A 21,949-nucleotide genomic window follows, 5' to 3' on the forward strand; every position below is an offset into this window, starting at 1 on the left:
ATTATGAATAAAGAATTGCCACAACCGCAGCAATCAGAAGAAGTTGATTTAGGACAATTATTTAAGTTTATTGGAAACGCCTTTAACCGATTCTTCAGGTTTTTAGCCAGTATTTTTAAGGGGATTTTTCATGTCATCATTTTGTTTTTGTTATTCATTCAGAAGCATATTATAAAATTGGCAATTATTGGTTTTTTAGGTTTGGTAATAGGGTTTTATTTGGATAGTATTAAAGAAACTAAGTATATTTCTACAATGGTTGTCGAGCCCAATTTCAATAGTGTTCAGCAACTGTATAATAACATTGATTTTTATAATGAATTAGCTAATGCAAAAGATTCTACGGCACTTGCTGAAACGTTTAATATTTCAAAAAAAGAAGCAGGTTCAATAAAAGAATTTAGTGTAGAATCCTATTCTGATGAAAATCAAAAAATGCAATTATTTGATAAGTTTGTACGTAGTTTAGATACAACGACTCAAAAAGCAATAGATATGGATTCCTATCTAAAGAATTTCAACTCGTTTGATGCAAAGTTTCATACAGTATCCGTAATAGCGACGGACAATGGTATAGCCAAAAAAATTCAACCAACAATTATCAACTCTATTTCAAGAAACAGTTACTTTAACCTTCAAAAAGAGATAAGCGATACTAATATAAAACTTGAAGATAGTCTTTACAAGAAACAAATCAAAGAAATAGATTCCTTGCAATTGCTTTACAAAAAAGTGATGCTTAAAGAAGCTGATCGCCCCATGGAAGGCACGAGTATTAGCCTAGGAGAAAATGGTGTTAAAGAAAACAAAGAACTGGCGCTAATTAATAAAATGGAGGATCTTAAAACTGGCTTAGTAGCACTTAATGTAGAGCGCGCTAATAAATCGAGTATTTTAAATGTAATCTCAGATTTTCCTAGAAAAGGGGTTAAAGTAAAAGGGATTTTAAAAAGTTATAAGTTCCTTGTTCCTGCTTCATTATTAGTTTTGACACTGATGTTTTTAAGCTTGTTATCACTGAACACCTATCTTAAGAATTACAAAAAAGAGTAAACAACATGACCATTTTAATTACAGGAGGAGCGGGTTTTATAGGGTCCAATTTTATCCCTTATTTCCTTAACAAATATCCTGAAATTAAAATAGTTAACCTAGATAAGTTGACGTATGCGGGCAATCTTTCTAATTTAGAGGGAGTTAGCCAAAATAAAAATTATACGTTTGTACAAGGAGATATTTGCGATAGAAATTTAATAGAGCGATTGTTTAAAAACTATGATTTTGAGGGAATTATTCATTTTGCAGCAGAATCGCATGTGGATAATTCCATAAAAAACCCAGATGAATTTATTAAAACCAATGTATTTGGCACCTTTAATTTATTGGATGTTGCCAAAAACCGTTGGATGGAATCGCCGTTTAAAACAAAAAAACATTTTGAAAATTCCCGATTTCACCATATTTCAACCGATGAGGTTTACGGTTCTTTAGGAAAAACGGGCCTATTTACTGAAAACACAACGTATGCACCTAACAGTCCGTATAGCGCTTCAAAAGCATCTTCAGATTTTTTGGTTAGAAGTTATTTTCATACCTACGGGATGAATGTTGTTACCACTAATTGTTCCAACAATTATGGTCCAAAACAACATGATGAAAAATTGATTCCTACCATCATAAGAAAAGCATTGAACAATCAAGATATTCCCATTTACGGAAAAGGGGAAAATATTAGAGATTGGTTATATGTTGATGATCACTGCAAAGGCATTGATTTGGTGTTTCAGAAAGGAAAATCAGGAGAAACCTACAATATAGGAGGCGATAATGAACGAAGTAATCTATATATTGCAAAGACTATTTGTGATATTTTAGATGAGGTTTTTCCTAAGGAAAATTCTTATAATGAGCAAATTACATTTGTTACAGATAGACCAGGTCATGACTTTAGATATGCAATTGATGCTTCCAAAATTAAAAAAGAATTAAAATGGAAAGCTCAAGAAAATTTTGAGTCAGGGATAAGAAAAACAATTGATTGGTACATAAAAAAATATAAATGAAAGGTATCATATTAGCAGGAGGTTCGGGAACTAGATTGCACCCACTTACTAAAGTAGTTAGCAAACAACTCATGCCCATTTATGATAAACCCATGATCTATTATCCTCTAACAACCCTTATGTCTGTTGGTATTAGAGACATTTTGATAATCTCAACCTCAAAAGACACCCCGTTATTTAAAGAACTCTTGGGTGATGGGCAAGATTATGGCTGTCAATTTGAATATGCCATTCAAGAACAACCAAACGGATTGGCAGAAGCCTTTTTGATTGGTGAAGAATTTATAGGAAAAGATAGTGTTGCACTTATTTTAGGCGATAATATTTTTTACGGATCCGGTTTAGAAAAAACGCTTCAAAACAGTTATAATCCTAAAGGAGGTGTCATTTTTGCTTATCACGTTCAAGACCCGCAACGTTATGGTGTTGTGGAGTTTGATACTACCAACAAAGCAGTTTCCATTGAAGAAAAGCCCAAACATCCAAAATCCAATTATGCAGTTCCAGGTATTTATTTTTATGATAACTCGGTTATTGCAAAAGCTAAAAACATACAACCAAGCCACAGAGGCGAGCTGGAAATTACCGATATCAACAGAGCATACCTAAAGCAAGGTAATCTTAATGTTCAAATTTTGGATAAAGGAATTGCTTGGCTGGATACGGGAACCTTTAATTCGCTCATGAAAGCGTCGCAATTTGTTCAAGTGATTGAAGAACGCCAAGGACAAAAAATTGGTTGTATTGAAGAAATGGCATACAAACTGGGGTACATAGATAAAGAACAGTTAAATAAATTAGCAGAGCCATTGTTAAAAAGTGGCTACGGACAATACCTTCAACAATTAATATAAATATGATTGTAGAAGAAACATATTTAAAGGGATGTTTTGTTATTTATCCTCAGGTATTTGAAGACGAACGTGGGTATTTCTTTGAAAGCTTTAATAAAAGAACTTTTGAAAAGCATACTGGAATAACCACAAACTTTGTGCAGGATAACCAATCCAAATCTTTAAAAGGTGTTTTAAGAGGTTTACATTTCCAAAAAGGAGAATTTGCACAGGCAAAGCTGGTGAGTGTCATTAAAGGAAAGGTCTTGGATGTGTGTGTTGATATTAGAAAACAATCTCCAACATTTGGAAAGCATGTTTCAATCATTTTAGATGATAAAGACCATAAGCAATTATATATACCAAAAGGGTTTGCCCATGGTTTTGCAGTGTTGGAAAACGACACGATTTTTTCATATAAATGCGATAATTTTTATAATAAAGCGTCTGAAGGGGGTATTATTTTTAATGACAAAGATTTGAATATTGATTGGAATCTGTCTGCTGAAGAAAGCATCATTTCAGAAAAGGACCTAAAACTTCCTTTGTTTAAACACGTGACTTTTGATTAAATAGTTATGGCCGCTAAGCAACCAATATCAAACAATCAAAAAGTAACGACCATATTGGTAACAGGAGCTAATGGGCAATTGGGCTTAACAATTAAAGAATTGTTTACCAATATCAGTTTAGGTTTAGACTTTACATTTGTAACTAAGGAGGAATTGGATATTACAAATAAAGCAGCTTTAAACAATTTTTTTAAAAACAAGCATTTTGATTATTGTATCAACTGTGCGGCCTATACCAATGTTGAGCAAGCTGAAAAAACCCCGGAAATCGCTTTTAAAGTCAATGCCGAAGGAGTCAAATATTTAGCCGAGGTTTGTAAAGAATCAAACACAACGTTAATCCACGTCTCAACAGACTATGTGTTTGATGGCGAAAAAGGAACGCCCTATACGGTAGAAGATTTACCAAATCCAATAAATGAATATGGGAAATCTAAATTATTAGGAGAACACTATATTCAAGAAAATTTAAGCAACCATTTTATAGTTAGAACATCTTGGTTATACAGTAAAAAGTATGGCAAGAATTTTTATCGAACCATTTTAGAAAAGGCAAAACAGGGAAAAGAGCTTTTTATTACTGATGAACAAACCGGATGCCCAACAAATACGGAGAGTTTAGCAAAATACATCATGGGTTTAATCGTTAATAAATCATTGGATTATGGTATAAAACATATTTCTGATAATAAAGCAATGACATGGTTTGAGTTTGCCGAACAGATTTTGTCAGAAAATCATTTAAAAAACAAAACGAACCTTGTTAAAGGAAGCAAATATGTTACTTTTGCAAGACGGCCTAAACGATCAATTTTAAAAAGTTAATTAACAAATAATGAAAAACAAAGTAGCCTTAATTACAGGAGTAACAGGACAAGATGGAGCCTACTTAAGCGAATTCCTCTTAAAAAAAGGATATGAAGTCCATGGAATTAAAAGAAGGTCGTCCTTGTTCAATACAGACAGAATCGATCATTTGTACCAAGACCCACACAACGACAACATAAACTTCTTTCTTCATTATGGAGATTTAACCGATAGCACCAATCTAACAAGAATAATTCAAGAGGTTCAACCAGACGAAATATATAATTTGGCCGCCATGAGCCATGTGCATGTGTCTTTTGAAATGCCAGAATATACTGCTAATGCTGATGGAATAGGAACTTTAAGACTTTTGGAGGCCATTCGACTATTAGGAATGGAAAAGAAAACTAGAATTTATCAAGCGTCTACATCAGAATTATATGGTAAAGTTCAAGAAGTTCCTCAAACCGAAAAAACACCTTTTTACCCCAGAAGCCCTTATGCAGTGGCAAAAATGTATGCCTATTGGATAACTGTAAATTACAGAGAAGCTTATGGAATTTACGCATGTAATGGCATTTTATTTAACCACGAGTCGCCAATTCGTGGAGAAACTTTTGTAACACGAAAAATCACTAGAGCTACATCAAAAATAGCATTAGGGCTGCAAGACAAAATATATTTGGGAAACCTTGATGCCCAACGAGATTGGGGTCATGCCAAAGATTATATTAGAATGATGTGGATGATACTTCAAGCAGACGAACCAGAAGATTGGGTAATAGCAACAGGAAAAACCACACCAGTAAGAGATTTTGTAAAAATGTGCTTTAGCCACGTTGGTGTTGAACTGGAGTTTAAGGGGACTGGGCCTGACGAGAAAGGATATATTAAATCGTGCGGCAACCCAAAATACCAATTAGAAATAGGAAAAGAAGTGATTGCAGTTGACCCTAAATATTTTAGGCCAACAGAAGTCGATTTGTTAATTGGTGATGCTACTAAAGCTAAGGAAAAACTAGGATGGATTCCAAAATATGATTTGCCCGCATTGGTAGACGATATGATGAGCAGCGACATTAAACTCATGGAACAACAACAATATCTAAAAGATGCCGGTTATGAAATTAAAAACTATTTTGAATAATGAATTTCTTTCATTATAAAGATGAAGAACTGAGGCAATCTATTTAAGACATGAATAAAGATTCCAAAATATACATTGCCGGACACAGGGGATTAGTGGGTAGTGCCATTTTAATAAACCTGCAAGAGAAAGGCTATCACAATATTGTGACACGTACCCACAAGGAATTGGATTTAACAAACCAAGTAGCTGTTGAAACTTTTTTTAACGAAGAAAACCCTGAATATGTGTTTTTGGCAGCGGCTAAAGTAGGCGGTATTGTGGCAAATAATACATATCGAGCAGATTTTATTTATGAGAACATGATGATTCAAAACAACGTGATTCATCAAAGCTATTTAACAGGTGTTAAGAAATTATTGTTTTTAGGAAGTACCTGTATTTACCCTAAAAATTGTCCACAACCAATGAAGGAAGAATACTTGTTAACTGACACCTTGGAATACACTAATGAGCCTTATGCAATTGCAAAAATAGCAGGCATTAAGATGTGCGAAAGCTATAACTTACAGTATGGCACCAACTTTATTTCGGTTATGCCAACCAATTTATATGGTCCAAACGATAATTTTGATTTAGAGAAGTCACATGTATTGCCTGCATTAATTAGAAAAATACATCTCGCTAAATTACTTTCCGAGTCGAATTACGATGAGGTCATTAAGGATTTAGAGGTGGCTTCTATCGAAGAAGCGCGTACTTATTTATCGAAATTTGGTGTTTCAGAAAACAGTGTAGAGATCTGGGGTTCTGGAAATCCAAGGCGCGAGTTTTTGTGGAGCGAGGACATGGCTGATGCCTGTGTGTTTATCATGGAAAACAGAGATTTCTCAGATACCTATAATAAAGGCGAGCAAGAAATTCGTAACACTCACATCAATATTGGCACAGGCCAAGATATTTCAATAAAAGAATTGGCGGAAACTATAAAAAACACCGTTGGATTTAAAGGGAAATTAGTATTTAATACCAACAAACCAGATGGTACAATGCGGAAGTTAACAGATGTTTCTAAACTTAATAGTTTAGGGTGGAAACATAAAGTTAGCTTGGATAAAGGGGTTAATATATTTTTAAAATGGTATTTAAATTTTTTTGATAGGTAAGATTAACTTAGAAACCATTTTAAAAAGTTTCAATTAAAATGTTTAACAATTAAATTTAAAGGTAAATAGAATTACTTTTTCTCTAAAAGAACTTGACTGAACTAAAGCAACTGTAGATTACTAATAATGTAAATGAATCGAAATATAATTCAAAAAAAGAATATTTTACTCGGGCTTACTTTTAAATCTTTGGGGATGATTTTGAATTTTTTATTGATTCCTTTTTTAATTACCTTTTTGGGAAAGATAGAATATGGTGTATGGATTACTGTTTTTTCAGTGACCAATTGGATTTTTACTTTTGATATTGGAATTGGACATGGTTTAAGGAATAAATTAACCGAAGCTATTTCTTTAAATGATATTATTAAAGCTAATAAAATAGTTTGCACTTCTTATGTTTTAATTTCTCTTTTTGCAGGAATAATTTTAATTATAGGGGTTGTATTAATTTTATCACTTGATTTTCAAACCATTCTTAATTATTCAAGAAAGAGCAATGAGTATTTGCAATTATTTATCTTTTTCTCTTTACTGTTCACTGTTTTAAATTTTGTACTAAGTTTGTACAAAAAACTATATTTAGCAATTCATGAATCATTTGTAATAGAATTAGTTAATACCTCCTTTTTATTATTTTATTTACTTTTCGTTTTTATTTTCATCAAATTTAACATTTTCAAAAGTTTAATTGGGCTGATTATCATTTATGGCACTGTCAACATGATATTTGCTCTATTAGCTACAATGATTTTTTTTAAAATTAAAAAGAAAATAGTGCTCTCTTTTAAGTTTTTTGATTCAAAGGAAGGGAAATCACTTTTTAATTTAGGAGGAAAATTTTTTGTCATAAATATTAGTCTTTTAATAATTTTATCCACTGATAATGTTATTGTATCAAATATTTTAGGTCCAGGCTATGTTACAGATTACTCCATAGTTCAAAAGCTGTTTCAGTTCATTATTGTTGGTTTTAGTGTAATTTTAGCTTCTTCATGGAGCCTTTATTCAGATGCTTTAGTACGTAAAGATTATAATTGGATAAGAAGGAATATAAGAAAGATGAACCTTTTGTTTATTGGAATAGTATTTATTGGGTTTTTACTTTATTTTTTTATTGATCCTATTTTAGATACTTGGATAGGAAAAGAGGTAATTATTTTGCCTAAAGGACTAGTCTTTTATAATATGATATATTGCTTAATATTTTGTTTTTCAAATATATACATGTATTTTATCAACGCAACAGGACAAATAAAAGTACAAATGTATTTATACCTTTTTGGAGCATTAGTTAATATTCCTTTGTCAATATATTTGGTAAATTTATTGGAAACTAGTACAGGTGTTATATTATCAACTATTATTTCTACACTTCCTGTATTATTAGGAATGCCCATACAAGCAAAGTTAATATTAAGAAATTTTGAAGCTAATAATATAATATAAATCACTAAAATAGGCATTAGATGTTAATTTATATTCTTTTTTATCTATTTGTTTTTTCCCTACTGCTCTTTGGAAAATATAAGGTTATAAAAGGAGTAAATTTTTATTGGCTAACTTATTTTTTTATTTTTTTATTTAGCGCCTTTCGATATGATGTGGGATATGATTTTATGTACTATTATAAAATATTGGACAAGTCAATTAAATATTACGACAATATGTTCAACAGGCTGGAATTTTTAAATAAAATCATTATTAATTTTTCTCAAGACATAAATTTTTTGCAGCTTTATTTTATTGCTACTTCTTTTCTGATTGTTTTTTTAATTTATAAAACGGTAAAATTTTATAGTAAAGACTTTATTATTTCAACACTTATCTTTTTGTCTTTTCCAATTTTTTATTTTAATTCATTTTCAATTATTCGACAGTTTGTTGCAATATCAATTGTTTTCTATTCTTTTAAATTTGTTAAATCAAAAAAACTATTCTCTTTTTTATTATCAATTTTTATTGCTTTTTTTTTCCATAAGTCAGCAGTTCTAGCGTTACCAATTTATTGGATTTATAGATTAAAACTTAAAAACATTCATTTTATAATAATCTATTTTGTTGGCTTATTTTCATCTGAAATAGCGTATTATGCTGTAAAATTCATAATACCAGAATATATGGTATATTTAGAAAAGAGAATTGGAGTTGGTGGTGATAAATTATTGATTATTTTTCAAATTATTGGGTTCTTTCTTTTGTTTCTGGTCAACAAGAAAAAAGGTGACAACAATTACAATTTTTATATAACGTCATTCTTTATTGGGTTATTTATTTGGTCAAGTTTATCTCCTTATGGGCACGCAGGATTTAGAGGAGGCCTGTATTTTATAGTTTTTTTCATTTTGCTTTTACCCGAAGTATTAGAGATTATAAAAGAAAAGAAGCTTTTAAAATACACAACTTATTGCATTTGTTTCATTTTTTTTGTATTTACATTATGGATAGGAACCCAGAATCCTCATAAAGACCCAAACATCCCTTATAGAGTCTATTTTTTAACAGATAAAAATGAGTTTAAAATTGATAAAAGATAAAAATAAGCCGTTAGTTAGTATTATAACAACAACTTTTAATAGTGAGCTTACAATAAAAGATACTTTAGAATCTATACTAAAACAAACATATAACAATATCGAATACATTATTATTGATGGAATGTCAGAGGACAAAACAGTTTCTATAATTAATTCTTATAAATCTAAGATTACAGAACGAGGATTTGTTTTTAAGCTTATTAGTGAAAAGGACAAAGGCATTGCTGATGCTTGGAATAAGGGACTAAAACTCTCAACAGGAGATGTTATAGGCCTCTTGAACTCGGATGATTGGTATGATGAATCAGCAATTGAAAAAGCAGTTTCTTGTTTAGACATAAACAAACCTGAACTCTCATATGGTATTTGTAAGAGGGTTAACAATAGTAAAGAGGTTATTGAAGTAATAAATCATACATTTAAACCACAGAGGATTTATTTAAATTTTGGATTTTCACACACAACCTGTTTTGCAACTAAAAAACTATATGATTTAATAGGAGTTTTTAAATTGGATTACAAGATAGCTCTCGATACAGACTTTTTATTAAGATGCTACAAAAAAGGAATAATTTTCAAAAAATGCAATAATATAACTTATATGAGGCTTGGGGGGGTTAGTACAAAACACAAAATGACTGCTCATTATGAACACCAAAAAGCTTTGAAAGTTAACGGTTTTAACCCTATTTTAGTTTTCTTTTTTGGATTACTAAAGAAATGGATGCTCCAATTAAGCAATAACAGATAGCTAAGTGAAAAAAATATTAAAATACCCATTCTTTTTTTTGATTCATTATGTGCCGAATCATATTATCAACAAAATTCCTTTTTACTTTATTAGACACATTTATTATAAGCTAATAATGAGTATAAAGATAGGTAAGGGCAGCAGCATCCACATGAATACTTTTATAAATAGAAGAAAAGTAGAAATTGGGAAAAACAGCGTTGTAAATAGGTGTTGCTACTTAGATGGAAGAGGCGGCCTATTTATAGGTAATAATGTTTCAATTTCTCCAGAAGTTCAATTAATAACGGCTAGCCATGATGTAAATAGCGCAACCTTTAAATACTATGAAAAAGAGATAATTATAGAGGATTTTGTTTGGATAGGTACTCGAGCCATAATTCTTCCTGGAGTAAAATTAGGGAAAGGCTCAATTGTAGCGTCAGGTTCTGTTGTCACCAAAGATGTAGATCAATTTGATATTGTTGGAGGGGTGCCTGCAAAAATTATTGGAAAAAGAGCGTCTAATCTAGATTATAATTGTCGTTGGTTTCCTCCGTTTGATTAGATTATGAAAAAATCAAATAAAATTTTGGTAGTAGATTTCAATGGGACATCACCGACGTATACTCACTATTTTTCATTAGCGTTGAAAGAAGAGGGATTTAAAGTTCACATTCTTGGTTATAAAAATGAAACTGATTTAAGAATACATTTTGACCAGCTTAAATACATAGGGTTAAATACTAAAATCAGAATTTTAAATTACTTTCTAAATTGGTTTTATTTAATTTTTAATTCAAAATCTTATTATGCAATCCATATTCAGTGGTTGCCATTGTTAAAGTTTTCAGATATAGATTTATTTTTTGTTTCCTGGTTAAAAAGAAGAAACAGAAATATTTACTACACCGTTCACAACATCTTCCCTCATGATGAGAAAAGAAAGGCCGTAAAAAGGCGCTTTAAAAAACTATATAACTTGTTGGATAATATTGTCGTTAATACAGATGAAACTATAAAAACATTGAGAAAAATGGGCCTTAACAAAAACTTTATTAGAATAAATCATGGTTTATTTTTTAAGGGCTTTAATCAAAAGACCAAGGTCACAACCAATAAGATGGTAATGTTAGGTAGAATATGTGAGTACAAGGGCTTTGATGATGCTATTAGAGCATTAAAGGAGTTGAAGAATTTAGGGCATGAATTTATTTTGCATATAGAGGGTACTGCAGATGAGGATTATTTTTTAAAATTAAAAAAAAGAATTAAGAACTATAATTTAGAGCAAAATACTATATTGTTAAATGGTTATTTAGAAGTTGAAAAGTTAATAGACATCTACACTAATGCTTTTGTGACTTTAATGCCATACAAAAAAATTGAACAAAGTGGTGTTGCCTTTACCTCCTTGGGTTTAAATATTCCAATAGTTGCTTATAAGGTTGGAGGTCTAAATGAAGTCATTATCGATAAGGTTAATGGAAGACTTGTTGATAAAGACAATGTGGGGGATTTTAGAGATTCTATTTTGTGGGTTTTTGATAACCAATTGAAATTGAAAGATAATTTACAAAATTATAAATACTACGATTATTGGAGCCAATCAGCTAAAATTTTGATAAATCAATATACCAAAAATGCACAATGAATATAGTTGCAAAAGTTGTTTCTTCACAAAAGACACGCAGTTTATTTTTAATTCTAGTGCCAATAACTCTTATTATCTCTATTAAATGTAATAGTTTTCTAATAATTGCTTTAATTTTTTTATTTGCAAGAGATATAATTTATAATTTTGAAAAGGGCTATAAAAAAAACAAGAAATTATTTCTCCCACCTTTACTTTATGTTTTAAGTGTGCTTCTGGGTTATTTCATTGACCTTTTCTATAACACAAATTCTATAAAGACAATTGAAAGACTTTTACCATTTATTGTTTTCCCTTTAATTTTTTTCTTAAGAGCTGATAATAAATTCAAATTTTTTGATATAATTAGAACCGTAAGCTTTGTCATAACTTGTTTAAACGTGTTATTAATTTTATTCGCAAGTTATTCTACTGTTTTAAACATCTCCAAGAATCAATTTTTAGACGAATCTTGGATTAAATCAAGGGTTAAGGTAATTATTGACCCTAATCAAAAGAATCCAATAAATAAAAAAGGAGTTGCAAAACTTATAGAAAGTTCTGATTATGGGTCGCATGATTTAGTTTATAAGTTGAATACAGAGGTGGTAAAAGACACAAATTATATACGAAGTATCTTTATAAAAAAAGCAGAACGAGAATGGGTACTCATAAGGCAATATGATGGAATCAGCCATAAAGGTATTTGGTTTAATGTTTCTAAAGGATGTATAGGGAAAAAGCAGGATGGTTTAATAGGGAAAATAGAAAAAGCTGAGAATGGATGGTTTAAGTGTACAGTAATAAATAAAACAAGTAAATTAGCTAAAACAGAAAGATTACAGCTCACAATAGTAGATAAAGATGGTGGTTATAAATATAAAGGTAATGGAAAAAGTGGTGTTTATATTTGGAAAGGATATCTAAATCAAGGAAATACTATAAAAAACAATCTATCACCCTACAATAATTTTTCTTCAAAAGAATTTTTCAGAGAAAACCTTTTAAAACCATTAGATATACATCCCACTTATTATTCAGTTTATTTAATTACAGCAATTATCTTTTTTATCTTGGCGTTATTTAAAAATTTCAAAAAAATAACCTTGGGACTTGTAATATTCAATACATTAATTTTAATATTAATTTCTTCAAAAGGAGCTTTATTATCTTTCTTTTTAATTGTAATCTTTTTAGGATTAATTAATTTCAAGAACCAAAAATCACATTTTTATTTCATTTTACTTATTTTTTTCCTTGCCGCTGGATCATTGATTATGATACCAAGAGTGTCTGAGAGGATAGATCAATCAATAGATACAGTAGTATTAAACAAAAACAAAAACTTAAGTACTTCAAAAAGATTGATTGTTTGGAAATCCATATTAAATTTTGACTCTAAATATTTAATTTTTGGAAAAGGAAATGTTGAAGGTGAGAAATTAATTAAAAATAAAACAAGTTTAAAATTGAACGCTCACAATCAATATTTACAAGCTTTAATAAGTAGTGGTGTTTTAGGGCTATGCCTGCTGTTATTTTATTTGTTTTCTCCATTACTTTTTATAAATGATTTTAAGAATGAACTTAGTATTTTTACTATCTGTTTGGTTATCCTTTTTTCAGTAAATTTTATGTTTGAAAGCATGTTAAATAGACAGTGGGGGATTGTTTATATGTCCTATTTATATTCCATGATTATTTTTGAATTAAAAAAATCTAAATTTTGAAAGAAAAAGTTTCCATAATTACCCCCGTTTATAATTCAGAAACACATATTTTAGATTGTATTGTCTCCGTCATAAACCAATCTTATACAAATTGGGAACACATCATAATAGATGATTTTTCATCAGATAATTCTGTTTCATTGGTTCAAAAAATTAAAGACACTGATGAAAGAATAAAACTAATTAGACTAGACAAAAATTCAGGAGCTGGTTTTGCCAGAAATATAGGCATAAAAAAGGCCAAAGGAAGATATATTGCTTTTTTAGATGCCGATGATTATTGGCATAAAGAAAAATTAGAAAAGCAAATTTATTTTATGTTAGAAAACAAATATTCTCTGTCGTTCACAGCATACTATGAATTTGACAATAATGATGGAAAAATAAATACGTTGGTAAATTGCCCTGAAAAAGTCAATTATAATATGTTATTAATGAATGGGGGATTTATGGGGTGTCTAACAGTAATGTACGACACCAAATTTTTTGGAAAAAGATATATGCCAGAAATAAGAAAGAGACAAGATTGGGCGTTATGGCTAAAAATGCTCAAGGAGGGAAGTTATGCCTATGGGATAAATGAGCCCTTAGCATATTATAGAAAAGGGAATACGTCTTTGAGTAAAAGTAAAATAAAACTAGTAAAACATAACTTTATGGTATATAGGAAAGAATTAAAAATGTCTTTCATTAAATCAGTTTATAGGATGTTTTTATTTTTGTTTTATCATTTTTTCTTCAAACAACAGTGGAAAGAATCAATAAAAACTTAAATTACTTATAAATGTTTTGTTGTATTTATTTAGTAGCTTTGAACTAAAATAAATAAACAAAGAGATTTGTCTTTATATTATCCAATACTTTTTTTTGCAGGAGCTTATCTTCTTACATATTTCACTATACCAAAAATTATAGGATTAGTAGAATATAAAAACTTAATGGACAACCCAAATAGCAGAAGCTCTCACAAGAGAAGAACCCCAACTCTTTTGGAGGAGTCGCTTTTTTTTATACATTAATTTTCGCTCTTTTTTTTCTTAGAATTTGGGCTAAACATGATGAATCTATTTATCTTGTACCAGGACTAACAATTCTTTTTATTGTTGGCCTGAAAGATGATTTGGTAGTTTTGTCACCTTTCTCAAAACTAGTTGCACAATTGATGGCTGTTTTATTTATTTTAAGCTGTGAGGGCTTTACCATACATTCTTTAAATGGCTTTATGGGTATTTATGATATACCTATTTATGTTTATTATTGTGTTGGGGCTTTTGTAATGATAACTATTATTAATGCATATAACTTAATAGATGGTATTGATGGGTTGGCTGGAATGGTTGGAATCATTATACTTATAATTTATACAACAATATTTTACATGACAAAAGAATATTTTTTTGTTCTTTTATGCTTAACTTTAAATGGATGTTTAATTGCTTTTTTAAAATATAATTTATCTACAACAAATGAAAAAATATTTATGGGTGACACAGGATCACTCATAGTTGGGTTTATTATTAGCATATTGACTCTTAAGTTTTTGGCATTATCTAAAGAGGACTATGACAGTCTTCCTTTTTTGATAGAAAATGTTCCTTTGATAGCCATTAGCATTTTAATAGTTCCGTTATTTGATACCGCAAGAGTCTTTACAATTAGGTTGGCAAACAAAAAAAGTCCCTTTTCGCCAGACAGAAATCACACACATCATATATTAGTTGATTATTTTAAAATATCACACAAAAAAGCAAGTTATATCATTGGAGGTTTCAATTTAATTTTTGTATACCTTTTTATTATTTTAGGAAGTCAATCTTATAACTTTTGGCTTGCATCAACATTGGTTGTTACAGTAATCCTTTTAGGATATCTTTTTAACAGATTCGACTATAGTTTTTCTAATATTAGAAGGAAAATTCTTTTCAGAAGAAAAGTTGACAATGTCAAAGAGAAAGGTAAGAAAATCATTAATAAAAAGACTGATTGAGATGCTTTTATTTCAACACACACAAAAATTTATTTAAGTTTCAAGAAATTAAAAAGTATTACATTATAATGAACATAAAAAACATCTGCTGCATAGGTGCAGGCTACGTAGGAGGACCCACTATGGCTGTTGTGGCTCAAAAGTGCCCACATATTAAGGTGACCATTGTTGATATCAATGCATCTAGAATTGCGGCATGGAACAACCAAGATTTAAGTAAATTACCAGTTTTTGAACCAGGCCTAGATAAAATTGTAGGAGAAGCAAGAGGTAGAAATCTATTCTTTTCAACAGACATTGACCAAGCCATTGATGAAGCCGATATGATTTTTATGTCTGTAAACACACCCACCAAGACCTACGGTAAAGGAAAAGGAATGGCAGCCGATTTAAAATACATTGAACTATGTGCTCGCCAAATAGCCAGAGTGTCCAAAAGCGACAAAATAGTTGTTGAAAAATCGACGTTACCAGTAAGAACGGCATCTGCCATCAAGAATATTTTGGAACACACGGGTAATGGTGTCAAGTTTCAAATTCTTTCAAACCCAGAGTTTTTGGCTGAAGGGACAGCGGTTCAGGATTTACTTAATCCAGATCGTGTGTTAATTGGTGGTGATACCACAGATGCTGGTCAAAAAGCCATTCAAGCCTTGGTGGATGTGTATGCCAATTGGGTTCCAAAAGAACGGATTTTAACAACAAATGTATGGTCGTCTGAGTTGTCAAAATTAACGGCCAATGCATTTTTGGCCCAACGTGTTTCCTCTATTAATGCGCTGTCTCAGCTTTGTGAAAAATCTGGAGCCGATGTTCACGAAGTGTCTAAAGCCATTGGTATGGATAGCCGCATCGGGTCTAAATTTTTAAAAGCTTCAGTTGGTTTTGGTGGTTCCTGTTTTCAAAAAGATATCCTCAACTTGGTATATATTGCAAAAACCTATGGGTTAAATGAAGTGGCTGACTATTGGGAGCAAGTTATCCTAATGAACGAACATCAAAAAAACCGGTTTTCCGATAACATCGTCACTACGTTGTACAATACGGTATCCGGAAAAAAGATTACTTTCCTAGGGTGGGCGTTTAAGAAAGATACCAATGACACACGCGAATCGCCTGCTATACAGGTAGCTGATAATTTATTAAGTGAGCGGGCTCATATTTCAGTGTATGACCCTAAAGTGGTTGAAGAACGCATTTATGCCGATTTAGATTATTTAAACACGCGCAGTTCCGAAGAAAATAGAGCATTGTTACAAGTTAGTAACGACCCTTATACGGCTAGTAAGGCATCCCATGCCATTGCTGTTTTAACAGAGTGGGACGAGTTTAAAACTTACGATTGGCAAAAAATTTATGATCAGATGCAAAAACCAGCATTTGTTTTTGATGGTCGAGGTATTTTAGACACCAAAGCTTTAGAAAAAATAGGGTTTGTGTGTTATAAGATAGGCAGTGGCTCTTAATGTTATTTTGAGAGATATTAAAAATCTTAGAGCGCATACCGTTATGAACTTTTAAATGTTTATCCGAAAGAAGAGACAACTTTTGAAGTTATTCCATTAAATTTGTTCTATTAACAACATTCATATTTAAAAAAGGAAACTATTGAAAAAGGTTCTGATTACTGGTGCTGCAGGATTTTTAGGATCGCATCTGTGTGATAAGTTTATCAAGGAAGGCTTTTATGTGATTGGCATGGATAACTTTATTACGGGCGATAAAAAAAATTTAGAGCACTTAGAAAGCCATCCCAACTTTGAGTTTATTGAACACGATGTTACTGAGTTTATTTCCATTGACGGCCCACTAGACTATATCTTACACTTTGCTTCACCAGCAAGCCCTATTGATTATTTAAAAATCCCGATACAAACCTTAAAAGTAGGTTCTTTAGGTACCCATAATTTATTGGGTTTAGCAAAAGCTAAAAAAGCACGAATTTTGATTGCTTCCACATCTGAAGTGTATGGAGACCCGCTCGTTCACCCGCAATCTGAAGACTATTATGGCAATGTAAATACGATAGGACCAAGAGGCGTATACGATGAAGCTAAACGGTTTCAAGAAGCTATTACCATGGCCTATCACAGATTTCATGGGTTAGAAACTCGCATTGTCCGAATATTTAATACGTATGGTCCAAGAATGCGCCTTAATGATGGGCGTGTTATTCCGGCATTTATGGGACAAGTTTTACGAGGAGAGGATTTAACTATATTTGGAGATGGCTCTCAGACAAGGTCTTTTTGCTATGTGGATGACCAAGTGGAAGGTATTTATCGTTTATTATTAAGTGATTATCTGTATCCTGTTAATATTGGTAATCCACACGAGATAACCATTAAAGAGTTCGCTGAGGAAATCATTGAACTCACAGGAACGGACCAAAAAATAGTGTACAAAGAGCTTCCTCAAGATGATCCGTTACAGCGCCAACCAGACATCACATTAGCTAAAAAATTATTAAATTGGGAACCAAAAGTCGATAGAAAACAAGGGATGACAATAACTTTTAATTATTTTAAAACCCTTTCAAAGGAAGAGTTGTTTAAGAGCGAACATAAAGACTTTACTAGCTACATTAATAAATAGCTTATGGGTTATATTCGAGGAAGATATTCTTGGGTATTAAGGCCATTATTAATATTATTTGACATAATATTGATAAATATTTTAGCCTATTATTTGTTAAATTTTAATGAAGAAAACTTATATTTCTTTTCTCTTAATTTTTTTAACAATAAATATCTTCTGTTTTTTCTTTATTCTTTTGTTTTTTGGTTATTATCAGCTGAACTTTTAACTTTCTATAAAGTTTATAGATATACTTCTCCATTAAATATACTGTCTCTTTTATTAAAGCAATTACTTGTTTTTGGCCTAATTGTGTTTGCTTTTATAGGCCTATTTAGAAGTATTAATATACCAGCGATTTCTACTTTAAAATATTTGCTGTATTTATTTATTGTAATAGGTCTTATAAAATTTTTAAGTTTTTATTTATTGAAAAACTATCGCTTGTATTTAAATGGAAATTTAAGAAATGTTATTATAGTAGGAAGTGGGAAGACCATTGATGAAATCAAAGAAATGTTTACAAAAAAGAAGGAGCTTGGCTATAACTTAAAGGGCGTTTTCAGTAATTCAGGGAATGAAAATATTACAGGGACAATACCAGACAGTTTTATCTATTTAGAAACTCAACAAAATATTGATGAGATTTATTGCGCAATAGACGAATTATCAGAAAAGGAAGTCAATGATTATGTTAAATATGCTAATTTGCACCATTGCAATATTAAGTTTGTGCCAAAAGAACTAACACTTTATAACAGAAGATTTCATACGGATTACTATAATTATGTTCCTGTTTTATCTATACAAGATGTTGAGTTGAACAATGAGTTAAATAAAATTGTTAAAAGAAGTTTTGATATTATTTTTTCCTTATTTGTCTTGATTTTTGTATTCTCATGGCTTTCAATAATTTTATTTGTTTTGATTAAACTAGAATCTAAGGGACCAATATTTTACAAGCATAAAAGAAATGGAATTAACTACAAAGAGTTCTATTGCTATAAATTTAGATCCTTGACTACAACAAAAGAGGTAAAAGGAACATATGTTACAAAGGAAGATAATAGATTAACCCGTATTGGTCGATTTTTACGAAGAACCAATTTAGATGAATTACCTCAATTTATTAATGTATTAATGGGAGATATGAGCGTTGTAGGGCCAAGACCTCATATGCTTTCATATACTGAAGATTATTCAAAAAAAATCGATAAATACAATTTTATTTTTAGACATCATGTTAAGCCTGGAATAACAGGCCTTGCACAAATAAAAGGATATAGAGGAGAGATAGAGACAGATAAAGATATCATTAACAGAGTAAAATATGATATTTTTTATATCGAAAACTGGTCTTTGCTCTTAGATATAAAAATAGTTGTTCAAACATTCATAAACGCCCTTAAGGGAGAAGAGAAGGCATATTAGCATATTGTAAAGTATCTTGTCTCAATAAACCAAAATGTTTATTCTTAAGCCTATTTTCTAGAGGCACAAATAAGATAATGCTAACCAAACATTATTTTTTTTAAAATCAAGGTAAATTAATATCTACAAAAAAGATTTAAACTGTTTTAGTTTGCCGCTTTTTGAACGTTGTAAAAAGGCTTTTTTCTCAAAAACAATGGTAAGTCCTTTTTCAAGGTAGGTTTCCATTTCTGAAAGAATTCGTTTTGTGTTTTCAGAAGAAAGGGGCCTATCACTAGTATACTTAATTTTAAAGTTACTTTTTGTATGTTGCTCAATAATAAATTCTTTTACGTTCCCATCATCTTCAATAATGCTTTTTGTAATGTAGTAAAACGTAAGCCCAGCTGCTTTTTTTCCACTTGGCAAAATAGCTAAGTCATTAGTTCTTCCAATAAGGCTCTCTAAAAGAGGTTTTTTAAAAGTGCTCTTCTTTGAAAGAACAGCAAAATCACCAATATCGTATCGTATAAAAGGATGTGCTTTATTATATAACGAAGTAATTACAACACGCCCTTCTTCTCCATAGGGCAAAACACGATTATCGTCATCGAGTATTTCCACAAACAAATCATCTGAATTTATAACCCATTCATTTTTTTTGTTTTGAAATGCAATAAACCCTAATTCCGCTGCACCATATTCATTAATTATTGGAATTCCAAATTGAGTTTCTAATAGTTCATTATCGATTTCAAAAAGCATTTCAGAAGTGACTATGCAGTATTTTAATGATGGACAAACACGTTTTAAAATCACCTTTTCTTTCTTTAAAAATTTTGCAAATTGAACAATAGAGCTAGTATAGCCATTAATGTAATCAAACTTGGTTGTTTTAAATTTAGTCAGATTTTTATGAAGTTGTTTGTCACTTAAGTCAAAAACCGAAAACCGATAGCGGTTACCCAAAGTATCTTTAATTAGCTCTTTATAATAGCCTTTTTTATGCAATGGAATGCCATAAAACCGTGCTTGTTTAGAGGAGTTAAAATCAATATCTAACCAGCTGAACCTGTCTTGAATGACGGCCCAAGTCAACGCATGACAAAATTTGTCCTTTGCGAAAATAAATGGGTCTCCAGATGAACCAGAGGTTTTATGTATATGCACATTTTTAATATGAAATCCTTCAGAAAGTCGGTTGGTTAAAGGTTGTTGCAAATCTCGCTTGGTCATTACGGGGATACTGTTCCAATCTTTTATGTTTTTACCTTTGGCAAAAGACTTGTAAAACGGATTGTATGTTAAATGATAATCAACAATATCCTGTTTTTGTTGATTGACATAAGTTTCAAAATCATTATCTCCAATCTTTTGAATAGATTTCAACGTCTTTTGAGCCTCTTTTATGGGAAATCCGTTAAGTTTTAAAGAAAGATCAAACAATTTCAAAATAATCAGTATTTTTTGTAAAGTAAATAAAAAATATTCGTGAATTCGAGGCATTAATTTTATTTTTGCTTTTCAAAAGAAAACACAACATAATGAACATCTTAATTCTTGGTTCTGGCGGAAGGGAACACACGTTTGCTTGGAAAATCGCACAAAGTCCACGATGTAAAAACCTATATGTGGCACCTGGAAATTCAGGAACTTCTAAAATAGCAACCAATGTGAATATTAGTGTAACCGACTTTGAAGCTATCAAAGAATTAGCACTACAGAAAGCAATTGACATGGTAGTGGTTGGTCCAGAAGATCCATTGGTGCAAGGTATTCACGATTTCTTTTTAAATGATGAAGCCTTAAAGCATATTGCTGTAATTGGACCTCAAAAGGCAGCTGCAACACTGGAAGGGAGTAAGGAATTTGCCAAAGAGTTTCTTTTTAGGCATAATATACCTACAGCAGCTTATGAAAGCTTTACGCCAGAAACGGTTGAAAAAGGGTATGCGTTTTTAGAAACCTTAAATCCGCCATACGTTTTAAAAGCAGATGGATTGGCAGCAGGAAAAGGCGTTGTGATTTTAAATGATTTAGATAAAGCAAAAGCTGAACTTAAAAGCATGTTGGTAGATGCTAAGTTTGGACAAGCAAGTACCAAAGTGGTCATTGAAGAGTTTTTAGACGGCATTGAATTGAGTTGTTTTGTCCTTACTGATGGGGAAAACTATAAAATTCTGCCAACAGCAAAAGACTACAAACGCATTGGAGAAGGCGATACCGGTTTGAATACAGGTGGCATGGGAGCCGTGTCTCCAGTACCATTTGCAACAGATGAATTTCTAAGTAAAATAGAAGAACGCATTGTAAAACCAACTATTGAAGGGTTTCAAAAGGATAAGTTACCGTATGTTGGTTTTGTATTTATAGGTCTTATAAAAGTGGGCAATGACCCCAAAGTGATTGAATATAATGTAAGAATGGGCGATCCAGAGACTGAAGTGGTATTACCAAGGCTCAAAAGCGACTTTGTTGAGATTCTGCAAGCAATGGCCAAAGGAACATTGGACAAGATTAATATTGAAATTGATAAACGTGCTGCTACAACCATCATGTTAGTGTCTGGCGGTTACCCAGAAGCCTATGAAAAAGGCAAGGAAATCTCAGGAATTGAAAACATCCAAGATTCCATTCCGTTTCATGCCGGGGCAACCATTAAAGATGGTAAAGTAGTTACTTCTGGTGGTCGTGTTATGGCCATAACTTCATATGGAGACAGTTACCAAGAAGCCATAAAAAAATCTTACCAAAACATAGAAAAACTACATTTTGATAAGATGTATTTTCGAAAAGATATTGGCTTTGATTTATAAA

At 31.1% G+C, this 21,949-nt stretch carries 20 protein-coding genes; 19 read left to right on the top strand and 1 reads right to left on the bottom strand.

Annotation, left to right across the window (positions count from 1 at the left end):
• The first annotated feature begins 3 nt into the window (after nucleotides 1-3).
• The 18 genes from IEW94_RS13295 to IEW94_RS13380 all read left to right on the top strand — a co-directional run bounded on the left by IEW94_RS13295 (nucleotide 4) and on the right by IEW94_RS13380 (nucleotide 19,153).
• Nucleotides 4-1,053, top strand: coding sequence for a hypothetical protein (locus tag IEW94_RS13295; RefSeq protein ID WP_188653874.1), 1,050 nt, complete (start codon nucleotides 4-6; stop codon nucleotides 1,051-1,053).
• Between the two features lie 5 nt (nucleotides 1,054-1,058).
• Complete coding sequence (gene rfbB, locus IEW94_RS13300; RefSeq protein ID WP_188653876.1) at nucleotides 1,059-2,063, top strand: dTDP-glucose 4,6-dehydratase; 1,005 nt, start codon at nucleotides 1,059-1,061, stop codon at nucleotides 2,061-2,063.
• A complete protein-coding gene (gene rfbA / locus IEW94_RS13305) occupies nucleotides 2,060-2,917 on the top strand; it encodes a glucose-1-phosphate thymidylyltransferase RfbA (RefSeq protein ID WP_188653878.1) in 858 nt (285 codons plus the stop codon). Before rfbB ends, rfbA begins: the two co-directional genes overlap by 4 nt.
• Before the next feature lie 2 nt (nucleotides 2,918-2,919).
• Entirely contained in the window at nucleotides 2,920-3,468 is a 549-nt protein-coding gene (gene rfbC, locus IEW94_RS13310) for a dTDP-4-dehydrorhamnose 3,5-epimerase (protein WP_188653880.1), read from the top strand.
• Nucleotides 3,469-3,474: 6 nt separating this feature from the next.
• Complete coding sequence (rfbD, locus tag IEW94_RS13315) at nucleotides 3,475-4,293, top strand: dTDP-4-dehydrorhamnose reductase (RefSeq protein WP_188653882.1); 819 nt, start codon at nucleotides 3,475-3,477, stop codon at nucleotides 4,291-4,293.
• 10 nt (nucleotides 4,294-4,303) lie between these two features.
• Nucleotides 4,304-5,422, top strand: coding sequence for a GDP-mannose 4,6-dehydratase (gene gmd, locus IEW94_RS13320; protein ID WP_188653884.1), 1,119 nt, complete (start codon nucleotides 4,304-4,306; stop codon nucleotides 5,420-5,422).
• A 50-nt stretch (nucleotides 5,423-5,472) separates the two neighbouring features.
• Nucleotides 5,473-6,528, top strand: coding sequence for a GDP-L-fucose synthase family protein (locus IEW94_RS13325; RefSeq protein WP_188653886.1), 1,056 nt, complete (start codon nucleotides 5,473-5,475; stop codon nucleotides 6,526-6,528).
• 132 nt (nucleotides 6,529-6,660) lie between these two features.
• On the top strand, nucleotides 6,661-7,977 hold the full coding sequence (locus tag IEW94_RS13330; protein WP_188653888.1) for an MATE family efflux transporter: 1,317 nt from the start codon (nucleotides 6,661-6,663) through the stop codon (nucleotides 7,975-7,977).
• A gap of 20 nt (nucleotides 7,978-7,997) precedes the next feature.
• Nucleotides 7,998-9,065 carry an EpsG family protein gene (locus IEW94_RS13335; RefSeq protein WP_188653890.1) on the top strand — a complete coding sequence of 356 codons (1,068 nt, stop codon included), beginning with the start codon at nucleotides 7,998-8,000 and terminating at the stop codon, nucleotides 9,063-9,065.
• Nucleotides 9,040-9,816, top strand: a complete 777-nt coding sequence (locus IEW94_RS13340) for a glycosyltransferase family 2 protein (protein WP_188653892.1) — start codon at nucleotides 9,040-9,042, stop codon at nucleotides 9,814-9,816. The genes IEW94_RS13335 and IEW94_RS13340 overlap by 26 nt, the downstream gene beginning before the upstream one ends.
• Nucleotides 9,817-9,931: 115 nt before the next feature.
• A complete protein-coding gene (locus IEW94_RS13345; protein ID WP_188653894.1) occupies nucleotides 9,932-10,363 on the top strand; it encodes an acyltransferase in 432 nt (143 codons plus the stop codon).
• A gap of 3 nt (nucleotides 10,364-10,366) precedes the next feature.
• Nucleotides 10,367-11,449 carry a glycosyltransferase family 4 protein gene (locus IEW94_RS13350; RefSeq protein ID WP_188653896.1) on the top strand — a complete coding sequence of 361 codons (1,083 nt, stop codon included), beginning with the start codon at nucleotides 10,367-10,369 and terminating at the stop codon, nucleotides 11,447-11,449.
• Entirely contained in the window at nucleotides 11,446-13,158 is a 1,713-nt protein-coding gene (locus tag IEW94_RS13355; protein ID WP_188653898.1) for an O-antigen ligase family protein, read from the top strand. The genes IEW94_RS13350 and IEW94_RS13355 overlap by 4 nt, the downstream gene beginning before the upstream one ends.
• Complete coding sequence (locus IEW94_RS13360) at nucleotides 13,155-13,931, top strand: glycosyltransferase family 2 protein (RefSeq protein WP_229669526.1); 777 nt, start codon at nucleotides 13,155-13,157, stop codon at nucleotides 13,929-13,931. Before IEW94_RS13355 ends, IEW94_RS13360 begins: the two co-directional genes overlap by 4 nt.
• Nucleotides 13,932-14,287: 356 nt before the next feature.
• Complete coding sequence (locus IEW94_RS13365) at nucleotides 14,288-15,145, top strand: MraY family glycosyltransferase (RefSeq protein WP_229669527.1); 858 nt, start codon at nucleotides 14,288-14,290, stop codon at nucleotides 15,143-15,145.
• A gap of 68 nt (nucleotides 15,146-15,213) precedes the next feature.
• Nucleotides 15,214-16,611, top strand: a complete 1,398-nt coding sequence (locus IEW94_RS13370) for a UDP-glucose 6-dehydrogenase (RefSeq protein WP_188653900.1) — start codon at nucleotides 15,214-15,216, stop codon at nucleotides 16,609-16,611.
• Nucleotides 16,612-16,753: 142 nt separating this feature from the next.
• Nucleotides 16,754-17,740, top strand: a complete 987-nt coding sequence (locus IEW94_RS13375; protein WP_188653902.1) for a UDP-glucuronic acid decarboxylase family protein — start codon at nucleotides 16,754-16,756, stop codon at nucleotides 17,738-17,740.
• 3 nt (nucleotides 17,741-17,743) lie between these two features.
• A complete protein-coding gene (locus tag IEW94_RS13380; RefSeq protein WP_188653910.1) occupies nucleotides 17,744-19,153 on the top strand; it encodes an exopolysaccharide biosynthesis polyprenyl glycosylphosphotransferase in 1,410 nt (469 codons plus the stop codon).
• 123 nt (nucleotides 19,154-19,276) lie between these two features.
• On the opposite strand, the gene IEW94_RS13385 is transcribed toward IEW94_RS13380, so the two are convergent.
• Nucleotides 19,277-20,638, bottom strand: a complete 1,362-nt coding sequence (locus tag IEW94_RS13385; protein WP_229669528.1) for a phenylacetate--CoA ligase family protein — start codon at nucleotides 20,636-20,638, stop codon at nucleotides 19,277-19,279.
• A gap of 38 nt (nucleotides 20,639-20,676) precedes the next feature.
• Between IEW94_RS13385 and purD the strand changes: the two genes are divergently transcribed.
• Nucleotides 20,677-21,948: a phosphoribosylamine--glycine ligase gene (gene purD / locus IEW94_RS13390; RefSeq protein ID WP_188653912.1), complete on the top strand. Its 1,272-nt coding sequence runs from the start codon at nucleotides 20,677-20,679 to the stop codon at nucleotides 21,946-21,948.
• Nucleotide 21,949 lies beyond the last annotated feature (1 nt).

Source organism: Yeosuana aromativorans, from assembly GCF_014646655.1.
Classification (GTDB): Bacteria; Bacteroidota; Bacteroidia; order Flavobacteriales; family Flavobacteriaceae; genus Yeosuana; species Yeosuana aromativorans.

Bases quoted from the DNA above. Each gene is read 5' to 3' on its own strand.
- IEW94_RS13295 (WP_188653874.1), top strand. From the start codon at position 4: ATGAATAAAGAATTGCCACAACCGCAGCAATCAGAAGAAGTTGATTTA.
- rfbB (WP_188653876.1), top strand. From the start codon at position 1,059: ATGACCATTTTAATTACAGGAGGAGCGGGTTTTATAGGGTCCAATTTT.
- rfbA (WP_188653878.1), top strand. From the start codon at position 2,060: ATGAAAGGTATCATATTAGCAGGAGGTTCGGGAACTAGATTGCACCCA.
- rfbC (WP_188653880.1), top strand. From the start codon at position 2,920: ATGATTGTAGAAGAAACATATTTAAAGGGATGTTTTGTTATTTATCCT.
- rfbD (WP_188653882.1), top strand. From the start codon at position 3,475: ATGGCCGCTAAGCAACCAATATCAAACAATCAAAAAGTAACGACCATA.
- gmd (WP_188653884.1), top strand. From the start codon at position 4,304: ATGAAAAACAAAGTAGCCTTAATTACAGGAGTAACAGGACAAGATGGA.
- IEW94_RS13325 (WP_188653886.1), top strand. From the start codon at position 5,473: ATGAATAAAGATTCCAAAATATACATTGCCGGACACAGGGGATTAGTG.
- IEW94_RS13330 (WP_188653888.1), top strand. From the start codon at position 6,661: ATGAATCGAAATATAATTCAAAAAAAGAATATTTTACTCGGGCTTACT.
- IEW94_RS13335 (WP_188653890.1), top strand. From the start codon at position 7,998: ATGTTAATTTATATTCTTTTTTATCTATTTGTTTTTTCCCTACTGCTC.
- IEW94_RS13340 (WP_188653892.1), top strand. From the start codon at position 9,040: ATGAGTTTAAAATTGATAAAAGATAAAAATAAGCCGTTAGTTAGTATT.
- IEW94_RS13345 (WP_188653894.1), top strand. From the start codon at position 9,932: ATGAGTATAAAGATAGGTAAGGGCAGCAGCATCCACATGAATACTTTT.
- IEW94_RS13350 (WP_188653896.1), top strand. From the start codon at position 10,367: ATGAAAAAATCAAATAAAATTTTGGTAGTAGATTTCAATGGGACATCA.
- IEW94_RS13355 (WP_188653898.1), top strand. From the start codon at position 11,446: ATGAATATAGTTGCAAAAGTTGTTTCTTCACAAAAGACACGCAGTTTA.
- IEW94_RS13370 (WP_188653900.1), top strand. From the start codon at position 15,214: ATGAACATAAAAAACATCTGCTGCATAGGTGCAGGCTACGTAGGAGGA.
- IEW94_RS13380 (WP_188653910.1), top strand. From the start codon at position 17,744: ATGGGTTATATTCGAGGAAGATATTCTTGGGTATTAAGGCCATTATTA.
- IEW94_RS13385 (WP_229669528.1), bottom strand. From the start codon at position 20,638: ATGCCTCGAATTCACGAATATTTTTTATTTACTTTACAAAAAATACTG.
- purD (WP_188653912.1), top strand. From the start codon at position 20,677: ATGAACATCTTAATTCTTGGTTCTGGCGGAAGGGAACACACGTTTGCT.